This window comes from Streptomyces sp. NPDC023481, assembly GCF_055560195.1.
Map to the genome: position 1 here is coordinate 85,131 of NZ_JBVHJE010000006.1, position 18,358 is coordinate 103,488.

At 73.3% G+C, this 18,358-nt stretch carries 15 protein-coding genes; 7 read left to right on the plus strand and 8 right to left on the minus strand.

Annotated features, from left to right (window positions below; translation table 11 throughout):
* From ACZ3ZD_RS14620 to ACZ3ZD_RS14645, 6 genes are all read left to right on the plus strand, one after another.
* Nucleotides 1-1,359, plus strand: coding sequence for an O-antigen ligase family protein (locus ACZ3ZD_RS14620; RefSeq protein WP_467396655.1), 1,359 nt, complete (start codon nucleotides 1-3; stop codon nucleotides 1,357-1,359).
* 385 nt (nucleotides 1,360-1,744) lie between these two features.
* On the plus strand, nucleotides 1,745-3,406 hold the full coding sequence (locus ACZ3ZD_RS14625; RefSeq protein WP_467397188.1) for a lipid II flippase MurJ: 1,662 nt from the start codon (nucleotides 1,745-1,747) through the stop codon (nucleotides 3,404-3,406).
* Entirely contained in the window at nucleotides 3,390-4,151 is a 762-nt protein-coding gene (locus ACZ3ZD_RS14630) for a polysaccharide deacetylase family protein (protein ID WP_467396657.1), read from the plus strand. The genes ACZ3ZD_RS14625 and ACZ3ZD_RS14630 overlap by 17 nt, the downstream gene beginning before the upstream one ends.
* Nucleotides 4,148-5,305 (plus strand): glycosyltransferase, encoded by a 1,158-nt coding sequence (locus tag ACZ3ZD_RS14635; protein ID WP_467396659.1) that lies wholly within the window; start codon nucleotides 4,148-4,150, stop codon nucleotides 5,303-5,305. The genes ACZ3ZD_RS14630 and ACZ3ZD_RS14635 overlap by 4 nt, the downstream gene beginning before the upstream one ends.
* Nucleotides 5,302-5,949 (plus strand): lipopolysaccharide biosynthesis protein, encoded by a 648-nt coding sequence (locus ACZ3ZD_RS14640; RefSeq protein ID WP_467396661.1) that lies wholly within the window; start codon nucleotides 5,302-5,304, stop codon nucleotides 5,947-5,949. Before ACZ3ZD_RS14635 ends, ACZ3ZD_RS14640 begins: the two co-directional genes overlap by 4 nt.
* On the plus strand, nucleotides 5,946-7,085 hold the full coding sequence (locus ACZ3ZD_RS14645; RefSeq protein WP_467396663.1) for a GNAT family N-acetyltransferase: 1,140 nt from the start codon (nucleotides 5,946-5,948) through the stop codon (nucleotides 7,083-7,085). Before ACZ3ZD_RS14640 ends, ACZ3ZD_RS14645 begins: the two co-directional genes overlap by 4 nt.
* Before the next feature lie 49 nt (nucleotides 7,086-7,134).
* Here the strand turns inward: ACZ3ZD_RS14645 and ACZ3ZD_RS14650 are convergent, their stop codons facing one another.
* The 4 genes from ACZ3ZD_RS14650 to ACZ3ZD_RS14665 all read right to left on the minus strand — a co-directional run bounded on the left by ACZ3ZD_RS14650 (nucleotide 7,135) and on the right by ACZ3ZD_RS14665 (nucleotide 10,690).
* Nucleotides 7,135-8,442, minus strand: a complete 1,308-nt coding sequence (locus tag ACZ3ZD_RS14650; RefSeq protein ID WP_467396665.1) for a glycoside hydrolase family 26 protein — start codon at nucleotides 8,440-8,442, stop codon at nucleotides 7,135-7,137.
* 410 nt (nucleotides 8,443-8,852) lie between these two features.
* Nucleotides 8,853-9,710, minus strand: coding sequence for a chaplin (locus ACZ3ZD_RS14655; RefSeq protein ID WP_467396667.1), 858 nt, complete (start codon nucleotides 9,708-9,710; stop codon nucleotides 8,853-8,855).
* Nucleotides 9,711-9,814: 104 nt separating this feature from the next.
* Nucleotides 9,815-10,057 (minus strand): chaplin, encoded by a 243-nt coding sequence (locus tag ACZ3ZD_RS14660; RefSeq protein WP_467396669.1) that lies wholly within the window; start codon nucleotides 10,055-10,057, stop codon nucleotides 9,815-9,817.
* A 234-nt stretch (nucleotides 10,058-10,291) separates the two neighbouring features.
* Nucleotides 10,292-10,690 carry a rodlin gene (locus tag ACZ3ZD_RS14665; protein ID WP_467396671.1) on the minus strand — a complete coding sequence of 133 codons (399 nt, stop codon included), beginning with the start codon at nucleotides 10,688-10,690 and terminating at the stop codon, nucleotides 10,292-10,294.
* A 244-nt stretch (nucleotides 10,691-10,934) separates the two neighbouring features.
* Here ACZ3ZD_RS14665 and ACZ3ZD_RS14670 point away from each other — a divergent pair, with 244 nt between their 5' ends.
* Complete coding sequence (locus ACZ3ZD_RS14670) at nucleotides 10,935-11,333, plus strand: rodlin (RefSeq protein WP_467396673.1); 399 nt, start codon at nucleotides 10,935-10,937, stop codon at nucleotides 11,331-11,333.
* Between the two features lie 95 nt (nucleotides 11,334-11,428).
* Here ACZ3ZD_RS14670 and ACZ3ZD_RS14675 read toward each other — a convergent pair whose 3' ends face one another.
* From ACZ3ZD_RS14675 to mmsA, 4 genes are all read right to left on the minus strand, one after another.
* Nucleotides 11,429-12,283: an ABC transporter permease gene (locus ACZ3ZD_RS14675; protein WP_467396675.1), complete on the minus strand. Its 855-nt coding sequence runs from the start codon at nucleotides 12,281-12,283 to the stop codon at nucleotides 11,429-11,431.
* On the minus strand, nucleotides 12,280-14,931 hold the full coding sequence (locus ACZ3ZD_RS14680; protein WP_467396677.1) for a CocE/NonD family hydrolase: 2,652 nt from the start codon (nucleotides 14,929-14,931) through the stop codon (nucleotides 12,280-12,282). The genes ACZ3ZD_RS14675 and ACZ3ZD_RS14680 overlap by 4 nt, the downstream gene beginning before the upstream one ends.
* A gap of 138 nt (nucleotides 14,932-15,069) precedes the next feature.
* On the minus strand, nucleotides 15,070-16,461 hold the full coding sequence (locus tag ACZ3ZD_RS14685) for an APC family permease (RefSeq protein ID WP_467396679.1): 1,392 nt from the start codon (nucleotides 16,459-16,461) through the stop codon (nucleotides 15,070-15,072).
* Between the two features lie 379 nt (nucleotides 16,462-16,840).
* Complete coding sequence (mmsA, locus tag ACZ3ZD_RS14690) at nucleotides 16,841-18,343, minus strand: CoA-acylating methylmalonate-semialdehyde dehydrogenase (RefSeq protein WP_467396681.1); 1,503 nt, start codon at nucleotides 18,341-18,343, stop codon at nucleotides 16,841-16,843.
* Nucleotides 18,344-18,358 lie beyond the last annotated feature (15 nt).

The following is an 18,358-nucleotide window of genomic DNA, read 5'->3' on the forward strand; positions in this document are numbered from 1 at the left end:
ATGGCCCTCACCCCGGCGTTCCGGCGCGCCGCACGATCCCCGGTGCTGCCGGTGGCGGCCGTGGTCGCCCTGCTCGCGCTGCCGGTCGCCCCCGCCGACGAGAGCGGCGCGGGTGCCGCCGACGTGCTGTCCGCAGTGGTCGTCCTGTTCTGCGCGGTACGGCTGCTGCGCGCGCGCCGCCGCCCGCTCACCGCCGTCGCCGCACTGGTCCTCGGGCTGCCGGTGGCCGGTGTCGCGCTGGCCGCCGCGCACGCGGTGTCGCCGGGCGCCGGGCTCACCGGGCTCGGCCGTTACCTCCAGCTCTTCGTCCTCGTGCCGGCCGCCGTCGCGCTCCTCGTCCGCGACCGGGCCGACTTCCGGCTGCTGGCCTGGTCGGTGGTGGCCCTCGCGGGGTGGCAGGGGGTGGTCGGCGTGCACCAGTACGCCACCGGCACGGGCGCCTCCTACCAGGGCCAGGACATCCGCGCGGTCGGCACCTTCGGGGCGACCGACGTGATGGGCATGGCGACGGTGGTGGCCTTCGGACTGGTGTGCGCGGTGGGCCTGGCGCTCGGCCGGTCCGGGGGGCGGGAGCGGACGCTCGCCGTCAGCTGCGCGCTCGCCCTCGCGGTTCCGCTCGCCCTGTCCTTCAGCCGGGGCGCCTGGATCGCGACCGCTGTCACCCTCGCCGTCCAGCTGGTCCTGGCCGGGCCGCGCCGGGCGCTGATGGCGGGAGCGGCCGTGGTAGCCGCGGGTGTGGTGCTGGTCGGCGGGTTCGGAGTGGGGACGGCGATGCTCCAGGAGCGGCTGGACAGCATCAGCCAGGTCACCGACGCGCCCGACCAGTCGGTCACCGACCGGTACACGATGTGGGCCGCGGCCACCGACATGTGGCGCGACCGCCCGCTGACCGGTGTCGGTCTGAAGGGCTTCCCCGAGTACCGTGACGGGCACGCCTCGCTCGCGCTGTCCTCGGGCAGCGACATCGCGGGCGCGGGCGCCGCCTACCACCGGCAGCCGCTGCTCTCACCGCACAACATGTACCTGCTGGTGCTGAGCGAACAGGGCCTGCTCGGGCTGGTGTGCCTCGCTGGCTCCTGGCTCGCCCTGCTGGTGTGCGGGCTGCGCGGCCTGCGGCGGACCCGCGCGGTGGGCGGCCGCGGCCTGGACTGCGCGCTCGTCGCCTGCGGCCTGCTCGTCTGGCAGCTCGTGGACTTCGCCTACGCCGACATCGGCGGCCCGACGACCGTTCTGATGGCGGTCTGCTTCGGCCTGGTCGCCTGGTGGGCGCTGGTCGGCGCCGACCGGGTGGTCCCCGGTGGCGTCGCCGTCGTACCCACCGCGCGGGACGGGGCGGCGGGGGAGGCGGCCCTGCGATGACGATCACCCGGCGAAGCCGACGCCGACAACCGGCACGCCCCCCTGGCCAGCACCGCCATGCGGTCGCACTTCACCGTGCAGTCGACTGCCAGGCGTCCGCGCTGCCCCGCCGAAACCGGAGGCGGACGACGTGACACGCCACAGAACCGGCGGAGCGCCGGGGCCCCAGCCCGGTACGGCACACGGACCCACGGTGGACGCCCGGCCCCAGCCCGGTACGGCGCACCGGCCGGCGGTGGACGCCAGACCCGGGGCCGGCGGGGTCACCCTGCCGGTGGCCCGGTCGGCCGAACCCCCCTCGGCCGGGCCCGCCACCACCGGAGCGGGCCACACCCGCCCCCCGGCCCGCCCCGCCCCGCCCGCGACGCCCCCGACCCCGGCCCCCATGACACCGCTCCTCGACCCCGTTCCCGCACCGACCCCGACCCCCCATGCCCCGGCCCCGGAACCCGTCCCGGCCCCGCCGGCTCCCGAACCCGGCCCGCCCACCCGGCGCTTCCTCGCGCACGCCACCCTCGTCACCGCCTCCCTGTCCATCGCGGCGGCACTGCTCGGGCTGGTGCGGGACCAGTCACTGGCCCGGCTGTTCGGGGCCGGGCGGGACACGGACGCCTTCCTGGTCGCCTGGACCGTGCCGGAGTTCGCGGCCACGCTGCTGATCGAGGACGGGCTGGCCTTCGCGCTGATCCCGGCGTTCAGCATGGCCCTGGCCCGCCGCGCGCGGGGCGAACCAGGGGATCCGGTGCGGTCGCTGGTGGCCGGCACCCTGCCCCGGCTGGCCCTGGGGTTCACGGCGATCGGCGCCCTGCTCGGCCTGGCCGCCCCGCAGTTCGTCGCCGTGCTCGCGCCGGGCCTGCCCGACCCGGGCGTCGCCGTGGACTGCACCCGGCTCACGGCGACCTGTGTGCTCAGTTTCGGCCTTGCCGGGTACGCCAGCGCGGCCCTCCGGGCACACCGCCGCTTCCTGGCCCCGGCGGCGATCTACCTGGCGTACAACGCCGGCATCATCACGGCGATGCATGTGCTCGGCGGCCGCTGGGGCGTACGGTCGGCCGCGTTCGGCGTGGCGGCCGGCGGCTGTCTCATGGTGGCGGTCCAGCTCCCCTCCCTGGTACGGCAGTTGCGCCGCCGCCGGATCAGCGGGACGGAGGCCAGGGCCGCCGCCGGGGCGCAGCCCCTGGACGTGCCGCTGCTGGCCACCGTGCTGCTGTTCGCGCTGTGCCGGCAGTCGCAGGTGCTGATCGAGCGGTTCCTCGCCTCGGAGCTGCCGGCCGGGGCCATCTCGCACCTGAACTACGCCCAGAAGGTCGCGCAGATCCCGATGACGCTGTCGATGATGCTGTGCACGGTGACCTTCCCGGTGGTGGCGCGGGCGCTCGCCGACGGCGACACCGAGCGGGCCCGGAACCGGGTGGAGCAGGACCTGGCGCTGGCCGGCTGCCTGGTGCTGCTGGGCGCGGCCGCGGTCGTGGCCTGCGCCCCGCAGCTGATCGGGCTGCTGTTCCAGCGGGGCGCGTTCACGGCGCAGGACACCGCGGCGACCGCCGGTGTGATGCGCGTCTACGCGATCGGCCTGCTCGGCCAGACCCTGACCGGCGTCCTGGTGCGCTCCTACTTCTCCGCGGGCCGCGCCTCCTGGTATCCGGTGGCCGCGATGACCGCGGGCATCATCGCGACCTCCTGGATCGGCGCCTGGACGCTCGCTTCCTGGGGGGTCACCGGCATCGCGGCGGCCAACGCCGCCGGCATCAGCCTCACCGCGGTGCTGCTCCTCGCCGGGATGCGGCGCCGCAGTGTGCCCATCCGGACCGGGCCGGTGCTGCAGGAGCTGAGCCGGCCGCTGCGGGCGGCGGCCGTGGCCGCTGTGGCCGGCGCCTTCGTCGCGGGCGTGCCGTCGGATCCGCTCGCCGGGCTGGCCGCCGGGGGTGCCACGGTGACCGTCGTGTTCGTCCTGCTCGGCCGGGCGTTGGGCGCCCAGGGCTTCGCACCCGCACTCCGTTCCGTACGCTCCCTCACCCGAAAGCTCGCCCATGCCGTCCTCCGTTGAGTCCCCGGCCCCCGCCCGGCGCCCCGCCTCGGGCCCGGTCCCGTGGATCGCCATGTACCACTCGGTCGGCGACCGCTCCGACGACCCGTACCACGTCACGGTCACCCCGGACCGGCTGGACCGGCAGCTGCGCTGGCTGCGCCGGCGTGGGCTGCGCGGGGTGTCGGTCACCGAGCTGCTCGCCGCCCGGGCCCGCGGCGACGGGCAGGACCTGGTGGCGCTCACCTTCGACGACGGGTACGCCGACTTCCTCGACAACGCCCTGCCGCTGCTGGCCGAACGGGGGTGCACGGCCACGCTGTTCGTGCTGCCGGGCCGGCTCGGCGGTGACAACGCCTGGGATCCGCTCGGCCCGCGCAAGCCGCTGCTCACGGGCGACGGCATCCGGCGGGCCGCCGCCGCGGGCATGGAGATCGGCTCGCACGGCCTCACCCACGTCGATCTCACCCGGGCCGACGACCGCCGCCTGAAGGCCGAGGTCGCCGAGAGCCGCGTGGCGCTGGAGGAACTGACGGGCGCTCCGGTCACCGGGTTCTGCTATCCGTACGGGACGGTCGACCGGCGCGCCGTGCAGGCCGTGCGGGAGGCCGGTTACGCCTACGCCTGTGCCATCGACCCCGGGGAGCTGACCGGTCCGCACGTCCTGCCCCGCGTGTACGTCGGGCAGAACGACACCGCCGTACGCCTGTTCCTGAAGTACCGGCTGCACCGGCTGCGCCGGCGGCCCGTGGCGGGGTTGCGGTGAAGGCCCTGCACATCATCACCGGGCTCGGCGTGGGCGGCGCCGAGCAGCAACTGCGGCTGCTGTTGCGGCACCTGCCGGTCGCGTGCGAGGTGGTGACGCTGACCAACCCCGGTCCGGTGGCCGACGGGCTGGCGGCCGACGGGGTGCCCGTGACCCACCTCGGGATGGCCGGGAACCGCGACCTGGCCGCGCTGCCCAGGCTGGCCCGGCACATCCGGCGCGGCCGGTACGACCTCGTGCACACCCATCTGTACCGGGCCTGCCTGTACGGCAGGATCGCCGCCCGGCTGGCCGGGGTCCGCGCGGTCGTGGCCACCGAACACTCCCTCGGTGACGCGCAGATGGAGGGCCGGCCGCTCACCGCGGGGGTCCGCGCCCTGTATCTGCTGGGCGAGCGGCTGGGCCGGTACACCGTCGCCGTCTCCCCCACGGTCGCCGGCCGGCTCGCCCGCTGGGGGGTGCCGGAGCCGCGCATCGCGGTCGTCCCCAACGGCATCGACCTGGCGCGGTTCGCCTTCGACGCGGACGCCCGCGGGCGCACCCGCGCCCGGCTCGGGCTGCCCGCCGACGCGTTCGTCATCGGCGGCATCGGGCGGCTCGCCCCCGGCAAACGCTTCGACGTCCTGATCCACGCCCTCGCCCGGCTGCCCGCCGACTGCCGGCTGCTGCTGGTCGGCGGCGGCTCGCAGGAGCCCGCGCTGCGGCGGGCCGCGCGTGCGGCGGGGGTCGCCGACCGGGTGCTGTTCGCCGGCGAGCGGCCGTACCTGCCCGACGGCTCGGCGGGGCCCGACCTGCCCGCGCTGGCCTCGGCGATGGACGTGCTGGCCTCGCCCTCCCCCGAGGAGGCGTTCGGGCTGGCGGTGGTGGAGGCCCTGGCCGCCGGGCTGCCGGTGCGCTACACCTCCTGCCCCGCCCTGCAGGACCTGCCGCCCGGGGCCGCCCCGGACGCGGTGCGGGTCCCGTGCGACGCCGACGCCTACGCCCGCGCGCTCGCCGGGCTCCGGGCCGCCGGGCGCGGCCCGCGCACCGCGCCCGAGGCGGCTCGCCACTACTGCATCACCCGCAGCGCCGCCCGGCTCATGGACGTCTACACGGCGGCGTCCACCCGCACTGCCCCCCCGTCCCGATCCCCCGAGGGAGTCAGCCCTTCATGACCGAGAACCACGTGCCGCACCGTCGAACCTCCCGTCTCGGCGCGCTCCCGCCCTGGTCGCTGGTGGCGGCCGGGGTCCTGGCGGGCGGGCTGCTGGGCGGCGGGTACGGCGTGCTGAAGCCTCCGGAGTACACGGCGACCAGCTATGTCGTCGCCGTACCCGGAGAGAGGACCGACACCGCCACGGCGCTCGGCTTCGCACAGGCCTACGGCCGCGTCGCCACCCAGGTGGCGGTGCTCGGCGACGCCCAGGCGTGGGCCAGGGTGCCGGTGCGCACCCTGCGCGACAGCGTGCGCACCGCGACCTCACCGGACGCGCCCATGGTCGCCGTCTCCGCCACCTCCGCCCACCCGGCCAAGGCCGCCGACATGGCCAACGCCGTCGCCCGGGCGCTCATCCGCCACGCCGACGCCGCCAAGGCCGACACCCACGTCGGGCTCCTGCAGTTCTCCCGCGCGGTGAAACCCAGCGCGCCCGCCTCGCCGTCCGCCGCGGTGACCGGACTGGTCGGTGCGAGCGCGGGCGGGCTGCTCGGCGCCCTCACGCTGCTGGTGCGGCCGAAGCGGCGTACGGAGGAGGAGGGCACGCGGCCGGCCTCCGTGCCCGGTCCGGCCGTCGCGGCCGACGCGAACGGTCAGCTGTGATCCCCACGTACCCGGCGGGCACCGCGCGTCCGGTCCGGGCCACGGGACTGTTCAGCGAACTCGTCACCGACGAGGAGCGGTTCGCCGCCCTGGCCCCCGCCTGGGGGCGGCTCTTCGCGCGGTGCGCGGCCGCGACACCGTTCCAGGACCACGCCTGGCTGCACTCGTGGTGGCGGTCGTACGGCGCGCCCGGGCGGCTTCGGCTGCTGGTCGTGCACGCCGGACGGGAGCTGGTGGCCGCCGCGCCGCTGATGCTGGTGCGCCGTCCGCTGCCGGCGCTGGTGCCGCTCGGCGGGACGATCTCCGACTACGCCGACGTGCTGGTGGACGACGACGACGCCGGGCGGGCGACCGGCGCGCTCACCGAGGCGCTCACGGACGCGGCCGGCTCGGCCCTGATCGACTTCCGCGAGGTGCGCCCGGGCGGAGCGGTGGAACGGGTCTACGACCGCTGGCGCGGGCCCCGCCGCGCGGTGAGCGACTCGTTGTGCCTGGAGCTGCCCGCCGTACCCATGGACGAGCTGATCGCCCGGCTGCCGTCGGGCAAGGCCGCCCAGCGGGCGCGGGCGAAGCTGCGCAGGCTGGCCGCCCTGGGGGTCCAGCGGCGGACGGTGGGCCCGGAGGAGGTGGACGCGGCGATCGGCCGGCTGCTGGAGCTGCACCGGCTGCAGTGGCAGGACCGGAAGGTGACCGGCGAGCATCTGCGGCCCCGGTTCCATCAGCACCTGGTGCGCGCGGTGCGCCCGATGGTGCGTTCGGGGAACGCGGCGGTCACCGAGTTCCGGATCGGTGACGAGGTGGTGGCCGTCGACCTGACCCTCGTCTCGCGCGGCCTGGCCGGCGGGTACCTCTACGGCGCCCATCCGAGCCTGCGGCAGCTGAAGGTGGACGTGGCGGTGATGCTGCTGGACGCCTGCACCGAGCACACCGGCGGCAGCGAGCCCCGCACGCTGAGCCTGCTGCGCGGCGACGAGCCGTACAAGCACCACTGGCGGCCCGAACGGGTCGTCAACCGGCGGCTGCTCATGGCGCGGCGGCGCACCGCCCCGCTGCTGACGGCCGCGCTGTGCGACGTGGCCGCGCGAGAGCACGGCAGGGAGGCACTGCTGCGGTGGCGGGAGTGGAGGCGGGGCTAGGGTCTGCCGGCCGGATCCGTCCGGATCCGGCCGGCTTGCCGAGGGCGGCCTAGCGGCTGCGCGACCACCAGTCGAAGCGGATGCAGAGCTTCCCGCCGAGCCAGTACTCCACCCAGTCGCCCAGGTCCAGCGGCGAGCAGCCGGCCGGAGGTCCGGTCGGTGCGGGCGTGGGGGTGGGTGTGGGGGTGGGCACCGGCTTGGGTGTGGGTGTCGGCACGGGTGTGGGCGTCGTGACCGGCTGCTCGGGGCGCCCGTACAGGGCGGCCCGGTAGATCCGCGCCGCACGGGGGTTGGCCGAGCACTGCCACACGCCGTGCGGGCAGTAGTCGGTCAACGTGTTGTACAGCGGTCTGTGCTCGTCGATCCAGGCGAGCATGCGCCGCATGTACTCGGTGTTGTCGCCGTTGCGGAACAGTCCCCATTCCGGGTAGGAAATGGGCTTGCCGTGGGCTTTCGCGAAATCCACCTGCTGCTGGAGGCCGAAGGGCTCTTTCACCTGCTCGTCGAACGACAGTCCGCTCGGCTGGTCGTAGGTGTCCATGCCGATGATGTCGACCGTGTCGTCCCCGGGATAGCACTCGGTCCACGGCACCGCGTCCCGGCCGCGGCTCGGCGTGAAGTCGAACCGGAACTTCTGGCCCGGAACCGCGCGCATGGTGGCCACGATCCTCTTCCAGTACGTCTTCCACGCCTGCGGATCCGGTCCGCAGCGGTGGGTGTAGGTGGTGCCGTTCATCTCCCAGCCGAGCACGATCACCGTGTCCGGTACCTTCAGCTCCACCAGCCGCTCGGCCAGGGCCCTGAAGTGATGGTCGAACACGCCGGTCGCGGCCTGCCGCAGCAGCAACCGCACCTGGTCGTCCGTGAGGTTCTCCTCGTTGCGCTCCTGCATCGGCACGTTCAGCACCAGCATCCGGTCCGCCTGCCGGCGCCTCCAGTCCGCCCACACGTCCAGGAAGCCGGGCGAGCCCTCGACATCGCTCCAGTGCACGCCGGGCAGATAGGTGTGGGCGACCTTCAGTTCGGTCCCGCCGAGCCACCGGCTCAACTCGGCCATCCGCACGACGCCGGGGGCCCCGGAGTCGAGGAACGCACCGAAAGGCGGAAGGACACGGCCGGACGGCGGGGTGGGGGCCGCCGAGGCCGAAGGGACCGCCGGAGCGGCCGGGACGGTGGGAGCCGCCGAGCCGACCGGGGTCGTCACGGTCGTCGGGGGCGCGGTGGGGGCGGTGGCGGCGCTCGCCGCTCCCCGGGCCACGGTGAGGCCGGGGCCGACCGCCAGGGCGACCGACACGACGGCTGACGCCGCGATGACGGCCGGCCGCCAGGGCCGGGCCTTGCGCTGTTGCGGAGCCATGCCCGCTCCTCTCGCCACTCACCGTCGGCTGTCCAGTCGTTTCCGGTTATTGACACTCAGTCATACAGATATGAATGGCGCCACTTCGGATACTGCTTTCGCAGCCTGCCGACCCCCGCACGGGCGAATGCGCGGGCTCGGGCGAAGACCGGGAACCGGGAGCGACGGATGCCGGAGAAGCGGTCGCGACGGGGTGCCGGACGCTTGGTCCGGCACCCGGCGCGCTGGGTCCTTTCTTTCGGATCAGGTCGGCCTGGGACGGCGGTGCCTTTCTGCTGACCCGAGCGGGGTCTGGTGCGTGCAGCTGCAAGGCGGAGGAGGGAGTCGACGCGGAGCGTCGGCGACCGACGACAACGCCGCAGATGTACGTGCCAGACCCCGCGACGCCGGCAAGATCCGAAAGAGAGGGCCTAACGGTGTCCGGCCGACCGGCCTCGCCGGTACAGGACCGTGCCGGCCGCGATCAGCGCGGCACTGGCGGCCGACGTCGCGATCATGGCCCGGCTGTTCCCACCGGTGTGCGGGAGCGTGGGCGGCTGCCCGGGGTGCTCGCCACCGCCGTGCGGGGGCGGGGTCTCCTCGCCGCCATAGGGGGGCGGGGTGGTTTCCTCGCCGCCGTAGGGGGGCGGGGTGGTCGCGGGCGGGGTCGTCTCCTCGCCACCGTAGGGAGGCGGGGTGGTCGCGGGCGGGGTCGTCTCCTCGCCACCGTAGGGAGGCGGGGTGGTCGCGGGCTGGGTCGTCTCCTCGCCGCCGTAGGGAGGCGGAGTGGTAACGGGCGCGGTGGTTTCCTCACCGCCGTAGGCAGGTGAGGTGGTCTTCTCGTCGCCGTAGGCAGGCGGGGTCGTCTCCTCGTCACCGTAGGCGGGCGAGGTGGTCTCCTCGTCACCGTAGGCGGGCGAGGTGGTCTCCTCGTCGCCGTAGGCGGACGGGGTGGGCTGCTCGGTCTTGGTGGGGGACGTCGAGGGGGTGATTTGGGGGGCGAGTCGGTCCTCGTGGGCGCCGGTGTCCGCCGGAGCCCCGTGCCGGGAGTCCTGCGAACCGGCCTTGCCGGTATCCGCCGGGCCCCCGCCGGGGGAGGTGGAGGAGTCGCCGTTGCCGTCGGACTGAGCCTTCGCCGGCGCCTCGGTGACGCTTGCGGACACCGCACCGGGAGAAGACTGCGCGGCACCCTGCGCCCGGGAGTCGGCGAGCGCGGAGCCGCCGTACAGGGACAGCACGCCGGTCACGACCGCGGCCACGGCCATGCGCTTGCTGAGAGTCTGTCGCAATCTCGTGGTCTTCCTGCTCGAAGAAGTGGAAAGCCGGCCCCGGAACGACGAGACGATCCGGGGCCGGCCAAGGTCAGCCGGTGGCTGGCGCGTGGTGCGCGCCGTCACTTACTGGCGGTGCCGCCGTTGCTGCAGGCGTTGCCGAACGCCGGGTTCAGCAGGGCGAGGATGTTCACCGTGTTCCCGCACACGTTGATCGGCACGTGAATGGGGATCTGGATGACGTTGCCGGACAGCACACCGGGGGAACCGACGGCAGCAGCCCCCGCACCGGCGTCGGCGAAGGCAGGTCCGGCCATGCCCAGGGCCAGGATGGCGCCCGTGACGACAGCAACGGTCTTCTTCATGGATGTTCCCTTCTCTGGGGTCATGCCCCAATGACGGCCAGAACCGTGTGAGCACGACGTGAACGGTCGCGGCACGGAACGAGGAATAGACACTTTGGGATGCCGCAGAACGCGGAAAGCGCGATAATCACTCGATCGCACCCCTCCCTGGTGAGTCTTTCCGCCCCCAACCGCGGAAAAAGCCCGGGCGGCCCGCAGACGATGCAGCGGGCCGCCCGGGCCGGTGAAATCGGCTCAGCCTTCGCCGTTGGCCGAGAGAACGGAGATGTCCTCCAGCACGTGGGAGAGCGCTCCGTCACGCTTGGCGTTCGTGGAGTTGTCGGAGCACTGCTGCTGCAGGTGGTCCGAGAGAACCGGGATGTCCTGGGCGGTGACGCCGATGAGCGCGTCGACGGCGACGTCGACGTCCTGGACACCGACGCACGGCTTGTTGACCGAGCCCTGCACCAGGGAGAGCTGCGGGCTCATGTCGCCCTTCGTCGCCGAGTTGCCGAACGACGACACAGCCCCGTTCCCATTCGCGATGGTCGGTCCGTCGTCGTTGCCGATGGCAAGCGCCTGCGGCGCGGCCGCCACCGCCATTCCCACGACAGAAGCGGCGGTCGCGGCGGCGACCATTGCCTTCTTGAGCACTTCGCGTTCCTTTCCTCGTAGCGACGCATGCCCTACGGCCTCATCAACCCGGAGCATGGGGAATAGTTCCGCCGATTCACTCGGTTGGATACCGGAAGCTCCGAGGATGACGGGGTGCGCCCATCGGAAAACCACACCACCAGTCCAGCGCATCGGCCGACAGGGTGAACGGCAGAAACCAAGAGGACGCACCGGAGTTGACCAGAACGCTCCGGTGGACGGGGTTGTGAGAAAGGACTGGCCAGTGATCAAGAAGATTGTTGCCACGGCGGCCGTCGCCGCTTCAGCCATGGGCGCCGCCGGTGCCGCGGCCCCGCAGGCGCTGGCGATCGGGAACGACAGCGGTCCCACCGCCGCCAACGGCAGCGGTGCGTGGCAGAGCTACGGCAACTCGGCGACCTACGGCAACATGAGCCCGCAGATCGCCCTGATCCAGGGCTCCTTCAACAAGCCGTGCATCGCCGTGAACGACATTCCGGTCGGCGTCGGCGCCCTCATCGGCGTCAACGTGCAGGACATCCCGGTCCTGTCGGACCACATGCAGCAGCAGTGCACCGAGAACTCCTCCAACGTCAAGCGCGACGGCGCGCTGGCGCACCTGCTGGAGGATGTGTCGATCCTGTCCCAGAACAGCGAGAAGTGATCTCATGACCGAAGCGGGTCGCCGAGTGGTCCGGCGGCCCGCTTCGGCATGTCGGCGGTGCCGCAGCGCCTCGGTCCGCGCCGGTCGGCCAGGGGTCAGGACACGATGTCCTTGCGGGCGAAACCCCGGAAGGCCAGGGCGAACAGCACCAGGGCGTAGGTCAGGGAGATCGCCGTGCCCTGGATCATGCCGGACCACTCCAGGCGGGGCTGGACGGCGTCGGCCCAGGCGAACTGCCAGTGCGCGGGCAGGAAGTCGCGCCAGTGGCCGAGGGCGGTGACGGCGTCCAGGACGTTGCCGACGATGGTCAGGCCGACGGCGCCGCCGACCGCGCCGAGCGGGGCGTCGGTCCTGGTCGACAACCAGAACGCCAGCCCGGCGGTGACCAGTTGCGACACGAAGATGTACGCCACGGCCACCAGGAGCCGCTGGACCGCCGTACCGGTGCCCAGCGCGCCGCCGGTCGGTATCTCCAGCGGCCCCCACCCGTAGGCGGCCGTGCCGGCGGCGAGCGCCACCAGCGGCAGCAGCACCATCGCGGCGAGGCTCATCCCGAGCGCGACGACGAGCTTGGACCACAGCAGCCGGGCCCGGGGCACCGGCGCGGCGAGCAGATAGCGCAGCGAGGACCAGCTCGCCTCCGAGGCGACCGTGTCCCCGCAGAACAGGGCGACCGGGATGACCAGCAGGAAGCCCGCCGAGACGAACAGGTTCACGGCGGCGAAATTGGCGCCGGAGGCGGTGGCCGTGTCCATCAGGGTGACCTGGTTGTTCCGGCCGCCCGGGTCGCCGCCGATCGCGAAGGCGATGAGCAGCACGAACGGCAGGACGGCCAGGACGGCACCCATGACCAGGGTGCGGCGCCGCTTGAGCTGGCGGGCCAGCTCGACCCGCAGCGGCAGGGTGCGCCCCGCCTGGTAGCCGGAGGCGACCTCGGTGAGCGTGCTCATGCGGAACCTCCGATCAGGGTGAGGAAGGCGTCTTCCAGCCGGCGGTGCGGGCCGACCGAGGCGACCGGCACCTCCAGCCGCACCAGCTCCACGACGAGCCGCTCGGCCGTGCCGCCGGGTTCGAGCCGGACGAGCAGTCCGTCGTCGGTGCGCACCGCGGAGGCGACGCCGGGCAGCGTGCCCACCTTCTCGACCACCGGCTCCGTCACGGGTACGGCGGTGCCGACGAGCAGGGTGTCGCCGGAGCCGACGATCTCCCGGACCGGGCCGGCCTGCACCAGCCGGCCGCGGTCCATCACCACCAGGTGCGTGCAGGACTGCTCGACCTCGGCCAGCAGATGGCTGGAGACGATCACCGTGCGGCCCCCGGCCGCGTAGCGGATCATCACCTCGCGCATCTCGCGGATCTGGGGCGGGTCCAGGCCGTTGGTGGGCTCGTCCAGGATGAGCAGGTCGGGCAGGCCGAGCATGGCCTGGGCGATGGCCAGACGCTGGCGCATGCCCTGGGAGTACGTGCGCACCGCGCGGGCGAGCGCGTCGCCGAGCCCGGCGATCTCCAGGGCCTCGTCGAGGTGGGCGTCCTGCGGCGGGCGGCCGGTGGCCCGCCAGTACAGCTCCAGGTTCTCCCGGCCGGACAGGTGGGGCAGGAAGCCGGCGCCCTCCACGAAGGCGCCGACCCGGGAGAGCACCGACGCGCCCGGCCGGATCGCGTGGCCGAAGACGCGGATCTCGCCCTGGTCCGGTCCGATCAGGCCCATCAGCATGCGCAGGGTGGTGGTCTTGCCCGCGCCGTTCGGGCCGAGCAGGCCGAGGACCTGGCCCTTCTCGACGCGGAAGGAGAGGTCCCGCACGGCGTACCGGTCGGTGGACCCGGCGTACCGCTTGCTCAAGTCCTCGATCAGGAGCGGGACTTCGGCCAGCTCCGGGTCGGGTGCCGGGGCGGCCGTGCGGCGGCGGGTGGTGAGCAGCAGGGCGAGGGCGGCGGCCGCGCCGGCCGCGGGCAGCCACCAGACCCAGGCGGGCAGGGGCGCGGCGGCGGTGCTGACGGCGGGGGCGGTCGGCACGCTCAGGCCGCCCTTGAGGGAGACGGTGTAGGTGGCCGGGGTGACCGGTGACGCGTACCCGAGGTCGGTGGAGGCGAGGACCAGGCGGAGCCGGTGGCCCTTGCGCACCTCGTGGTCGATCGCCGGGAGGGTGACGGTGACGTCCTTGCCCGCCTTGGCGCCGGTGACCCGGAAGGGGGCGGCGAGCTGGGCGGGCAGCACCTGCCGGGTGCCGTCGGGGTCGACGTCGTAGACCTTGCCGAACAGGACGGCGTCGTCGCGGGTGGAGGCGATGTGCACGGTGGCGGTGGGGGCGCCGGTGATCTGCAGGTCGCGGGTGAGCGGCGCCGAGTCGAACTTCGCGTACTGGCCGGGGAAGTCGAGGGAGACGCCGACGCCGAGCGCGGACAGCTGGGAGAGGCCGCCGGTTCCGCCGAGGCCGGGCAGGGCGGAGACGCCGGGCGGGCTGGCGCCGGCCGGGTTGGCGATGTGCTGGGTGCCGCCGGTGAGGGGGACGGCGCGCGGGTGGTCGCGCAGGCCCGGGTAGGCGGCGGCGCTCGCGCCGCGCAGCTGGGCGGTGCCGTTGGTGGAGTCGACGCCTCCGGTGCGGGTGACGCGGAACGCGGGGCCGGTGTCGGTGGCCTTGTCGTCCTTCAGGTACCGGTCGAACCAGGCATGGACGCGTGCCTCGACCCGGCTGGTCTCCATGTCGCCGCCGTCGTGTCCGCCGGCGATCCAGTCGACGTCGACGGGGGCGCCGTTCGCGCGGATCGCCTTCGCGGCCGCGTCGGCCTGGCCGAGGGGGAACAGGGAGTCCGTCTGCCCCTGCACGAGCAGGGTGGGCACCTTGACGCGGTCGCCGACGGCGGACGGCGAGCGTTGTTCGAGCAGCTTGCGGGCGGCCGGGTCGGGGGTGCCGGACTCGGCGACCCGGTCGTACATCCGGCACAGTGCGGGCTCGAAGCGGGCGCAGCCGCCGCCGGTGTTGAAGAAGCCGCCGGCCCACAGCTTCTTGAACACGCCGTCCGGGAAGAGGGCGTCGGCGAGGTTCCAGTAGGTGATGGCCGGGGCGATGGCGTCGACCCGGTGGTCGTATGCGGCGGTGAGCAGGGAGACCGCGCCGCCGTAGGAGCCGCCGGCCATGCCCACCCGCGGGTCGCCGGGTTTGTCGAGCCGGACCTCGGGCCGCTTCGCCAGCCAGTCGATGAGCCGGGAGACGTCGGCGACCTCGCCCTTCGGGTCGTTCAGGCCGATCTTCCCGGTGGAGCTGCCGAAGCCGCGCGCGGACCAGGTCAGCACCGCGTACCCGTCCCGGGCGAGGTCCTCGGCCTGGCGGCGCATGTCCTGCTTGCTGCCGCCGAAGCCGTGCGCCAGCAGGACGGCGGGGTGGCGGCCGCCGTCGTCCGGGGTGACGTACGTGGTGTCCAGGCGCACCCCGTCGACCGCCATGACCCGGTCGCTGACGCGCACGGCCGGCGTGTCCCCGGAGGCGACGGCCGCCGCCCACGTCCCGGCGCCGGCGAGGACCACGACGGCGGCCGCGGCGGCGGTGAGCCGGCCGGGCCGCCGCGTCAGGCCGCGCAGGGCGGGCAGTCGAAGATCCATGCGTCAACGGTACGGGGCGGGACCGACAACCGCGGCAGACCCCGGAGTGAGGGGCTGACCCTTCTGCGGGCGTACGGGCCGGTGGCCTCGTACCGCAGCCGTGGTACGGCCGCCGGCCCCGCACCCCCGCACGGGTGCCTACGCGCGGGCGTCCTCCGGGATCGACACCAGCCAGCGGGTCTCCCTGCGCGGGCGCAGGTACAGGGCCCAGTACAGGGTCGCCGCGGCGACGATGCCGCCGGTCCACAGGAGGTAGACCGTCTCCTGCTGGGTCAGGACGTAGGCCAGGACGGCGATGAGCAGGACCGGTACGGCGGGCCAGAGCGGCATGCGCCAGGCGGGGGTGTGCCGGTGGGAGCCGCGGCGGGCGAGCAGGGCGGCGACCGCGACCAGCAGGTACATGCCGGTCACCGAGACGCCGGTGACGCCGTACAGGGTGTCCAGGTTGACGAAGCAGAGGATCGCGCCGGGGACTCCGACCGCGAGGGTGGCGACCCAGGGGGAGCCGAAGCGGCCGAGCTTGGAGAAGACGGCGTTGACCGGGCCGGGCCAGGCCTTGTCGCGGGCGGAGGCGAACAGGACGCGGGAGTTCTGGATGACCATGACGATGCCCGCGTTGATGATCGCCAGGGCCACGCAGAGGCTGACGAAGGTGCCGACCGCGGAGTTGGACCAGGCGGTGACCATGGAGCTGATGTCGCCGCCGGTCAGCTCCTTCAGGTCGCCGGCGCCCATGGTGATCGCGGCGACCGGCACCAGGATGACCACGGTGGAGATGGCGAGGGTGGCGAGGACCGTGCGGGCGACGTTCCGGCGGGGGTTCTCCAGTTCCTCGGAGAGGTAGACGGCGGTGGAGAAGCCCTGGGTGACGAAGAGGGCGATGGCGAGGCCGGAGACCACCAGCATGGCCGTCACGGTGTCCGTGTGGCCGTGGGCGCCGGCCACCTGCATGGAGACCAGGCTGCCCACCCCGCGGTGGCTGTGCGAGAAGCCCAGCAGGGCTACGACCCCGGCGGCGACGACCTCCAGGACCAGGAAGATGCCGGTGATCCAGGCGTTGGCCCGCAGGTCGAGCAGGCCGGCGAGGGTGGCCAGCAGCATCACGCCGGCGCCGGTCAGGGAGGGGTCGAGGTGGACGAGGGGGGCGAGGTAGTCCGCGGTGCCCATGGCGATCACCGGGGGCACGATCATCACGACCAGCAGGGAGAGCACGAAGACGAGCCAGCCCGCGAGCCGTCCGGCCATCGTGGAGACCATGGCGTACTCGCCGCCCGCGCTGGGGATGAGGGTGCCCAGCTCGGAGTAGCAGAAGGCCACGGCGATACAGAGCAGGGAGCCGATGGCGATCGTCAGGGCGGTGGCGGTGCCGAGGGAGCCGAACAGATCCGGGACGACCACGAAGAGCGTGGAGGCGGGGGTGACGCAGGACAGCGTCAGCAGGGTGCCGCCGACGACACCGATGGAGCGCTTCAGCCCCGGCGCGGGGGCCGGCGCGGTGTCTGCCACGGACTTCTGGAGCGTGTCGGTCATACGGCGGTTCCGATCGACTCGTGCGACTGGGGTGGGGGTCGGGAGCGCTATCGCCTCCGGCGGTTCGTCGTACGTTCGTCGTGTCCGCTCCCGGCGTTGCTTAGAGAACCCCGACGAAAACCGTCACGTCAATGGCCGTTTACCTGCGGAATCCGCAGCCTGGACGGTCCTTACGTCGCATCACTTTCGTAGGCTGCGACGTCCTATAGGTGCATCCATCAAGACCTTCCCGAAAGTGACCTTGCTTTCAAAGGTCATCTGCTCTTCACCCCTTCGTCACCCGTTTCGTCCCGCATGAACGGGAACCGCAGCCGACGTGTCAAAAAAATGTCAGGCCGTCCGGAATCCGGACGGCCTGACGAGGGGGTCCCGCCGGCGCTCAGTGGTTGCGCGGGAAGCCCAGGTCCACCCCGGCCGGGTCGTCGGCCGGGTCGGGCCAGCGCGTGGTGACGACCTTGCCCCGGGTGTAGAAGTGCGTGCCGTCGTTGCCGTAGATGTGGTGGTCGCCGAAGAGCGAGTCCTTCCAGCCGCCGAAGGAGTGGTAGCCCACCGGCACCGGGATCGGCACGTTCACACCGACCATGCCGGCCTCGATCTCCAGCTGGAAGCGGCGGGCCGCGCCACCGTCCCGGGTGAAGATCGCGGTGCCGTTGCCGAACGGCGAGGCGTTGATGAGCGCCACGCCCTCCTCGTAGGTGTCGGCGCGCAGCACGCACAGCACCGGGCCGAAGATCTCGTCCTGGTACGCCTTGGCGCTGGTCGGCACCTTGTCCAGCAGCGAGATGCCGATCCAGTGACCGTCCTCGAAACCCTCGACGGTGTAGCCCGTGCCGTCCAGCACCACCTCGGCGCCCTCGGCGGCGGCGCCGGAGACGTACGAGGCCACCTTGTCGCGGTGGGCGGCGGTGATCAGCGGGCCCATCTCCGACGCCGGGTCGTTGCCCGGACCGATCTTGATCTTCTCGGCGCGCTCGCGGATCTTCTCCACCAGCGTGTCGCCGACGGCGCCCACCGCCACGACGGCCGAGATGGCCATGCAGCGCTCGCCCGCGGAACCGTAGGCCGCGCTGACCGCCGCGTCGGCCGCCGCGTCCAGGTCGGCGTCCGGGAGGACCAGCATGTGGTTCTTGGCGCCGCCGAGGGCCTGCACCCGCTTGCCGTTGGCGGAGGCCGTGGTGTGGATGTAGCGGGCGATCGGGGTGGAGCCGACGAAGGAGACGGCCTTGACGTCCGGGTGCTCCAGGAGACGGTCGACGGCCACCTTGTCACCGTGCACGACGTTGAAGACACCGTCGGGCAGCCCGGCCTCCGACAGCAGCTCGGCGATCCTGATCGACGCCGACGGGTCCTTCTCGCTCGGCTTCAGCACGAAGGTGTTGCCGCAGGCGATGGCGATCGGGAACATCCACATCGGGACCATCGCCGGGAAGTTGAACGGCGTGATGCCGGCGACGACCCCGAGCGGCTGGCGGATGGAGGAGACGTCGACGCGGCTCGCGACCTGCGTGGACAGCTCGCCCTTCAGCTGGACGCTGATCCCGCAGGCCAGGTCCACGATCTCCAGGCCGCGCGCGACCTCGCCGAGCGCGTCCGAGTGCACCTTGCCGTGCTCGGCGGTGATCAGCTCGGCGATCTCGTCGCGGTGGGCGTCCAGCAGGGCGCGGAAGCGGAACAGGATGGTGGTCCGCTGGGCCAGCGAGGACTGGCCCCAGGTCAGATAGGCGTCCTTCGCGGCCGCCACGGCCGCGTCCACCTCCTCCACCGACGCGAACGCGACCTTGGTGGTGACCGCGCCGGTGGCAGGGTCGGTGACCGGCCCGTACGTACCCGACGCGCCTTCGGCGGTCTTCCCGCCGATCCAGTGGTTGACGATCTTCGTCATGCCCCAAAACTCCTT

Bases quoted from the DNA above. Each gene is read 5' to 3' on its own strand.
- ACZ3ZD_RS14620 (WP_467396655.1), top strand. From the start codon at position 1: ATGGCCCTCACCCCGGCGTTCCGGCGCGCCGCACGATCCCCGGTGCTG.
- ACZ3ZD_RS14625 (WP_467397188.1), top strand. From the start codon at position 1,745: ATGACACCGCTCCTCGACCCCGTTCCCGCACCGACCCCGACCCCCCAT.
- ACZ3ZD_RS14630 (WP_467396657.1), top strand. From the start codon at position 3,390: ATGCCGTCCTCCGTTGAGTCCCCGGCCCCCGCCCGGCGCCCCGCCTCG.
- ACZ3ZD_RS14640 (WP_467396661.1), top strand. From the start codon at position 5,302: ATGACCGAGAACCACGTGCCGCACCGTCGAACCTCCCGTCTCGGCGCG.
- ACZ3ZD_RS14650 (WP_467396665.1), bottom strand. From the start codon at position 8,442: ATGGCTCCGCAACAGCGCAAGGCCCGGCCCTGGCGGCCGGCCGTCATC.
- ACZ3ZD_RS14660 (WP_467396669.1), bottom strand. From the start codon at position 10,057: ATGAAGAAGACCGTTGCTGTCGTCACGGGCGCCATCCTGGCCCTGGGC.
- ACZ3ZD_RS14675 (WP_467396675.1), bottom strand. From the start codon at position 12,283: ATGAGCACGCTCACCGAGGTCGCCTCCGGCTACCAGGCGGGGCGCACC.
- ACZ3ZD_RS14680 (WP_467396677.1), bottom strand. From the start codon at position 14,931: ATGGATCTTCGACTGCCCGCCCTGCGCGGCCTGACGCGGCGGCCCGGC.
- ACZ3ZD_RS14685 (WP_467396679.1), bottom strand. From the start codon at position 16,461: ATGACCGACACGCTCCAGAAGTCCGTGGCAGACACCGCGCCGGCCCCC.
- mmsA (WP_467396681.1), bottom strand. From the start codon at position 18,343: ATGACGAAGATCGTCAACCACTGGATCGGCGGGAAGACCGCCGAAGGC.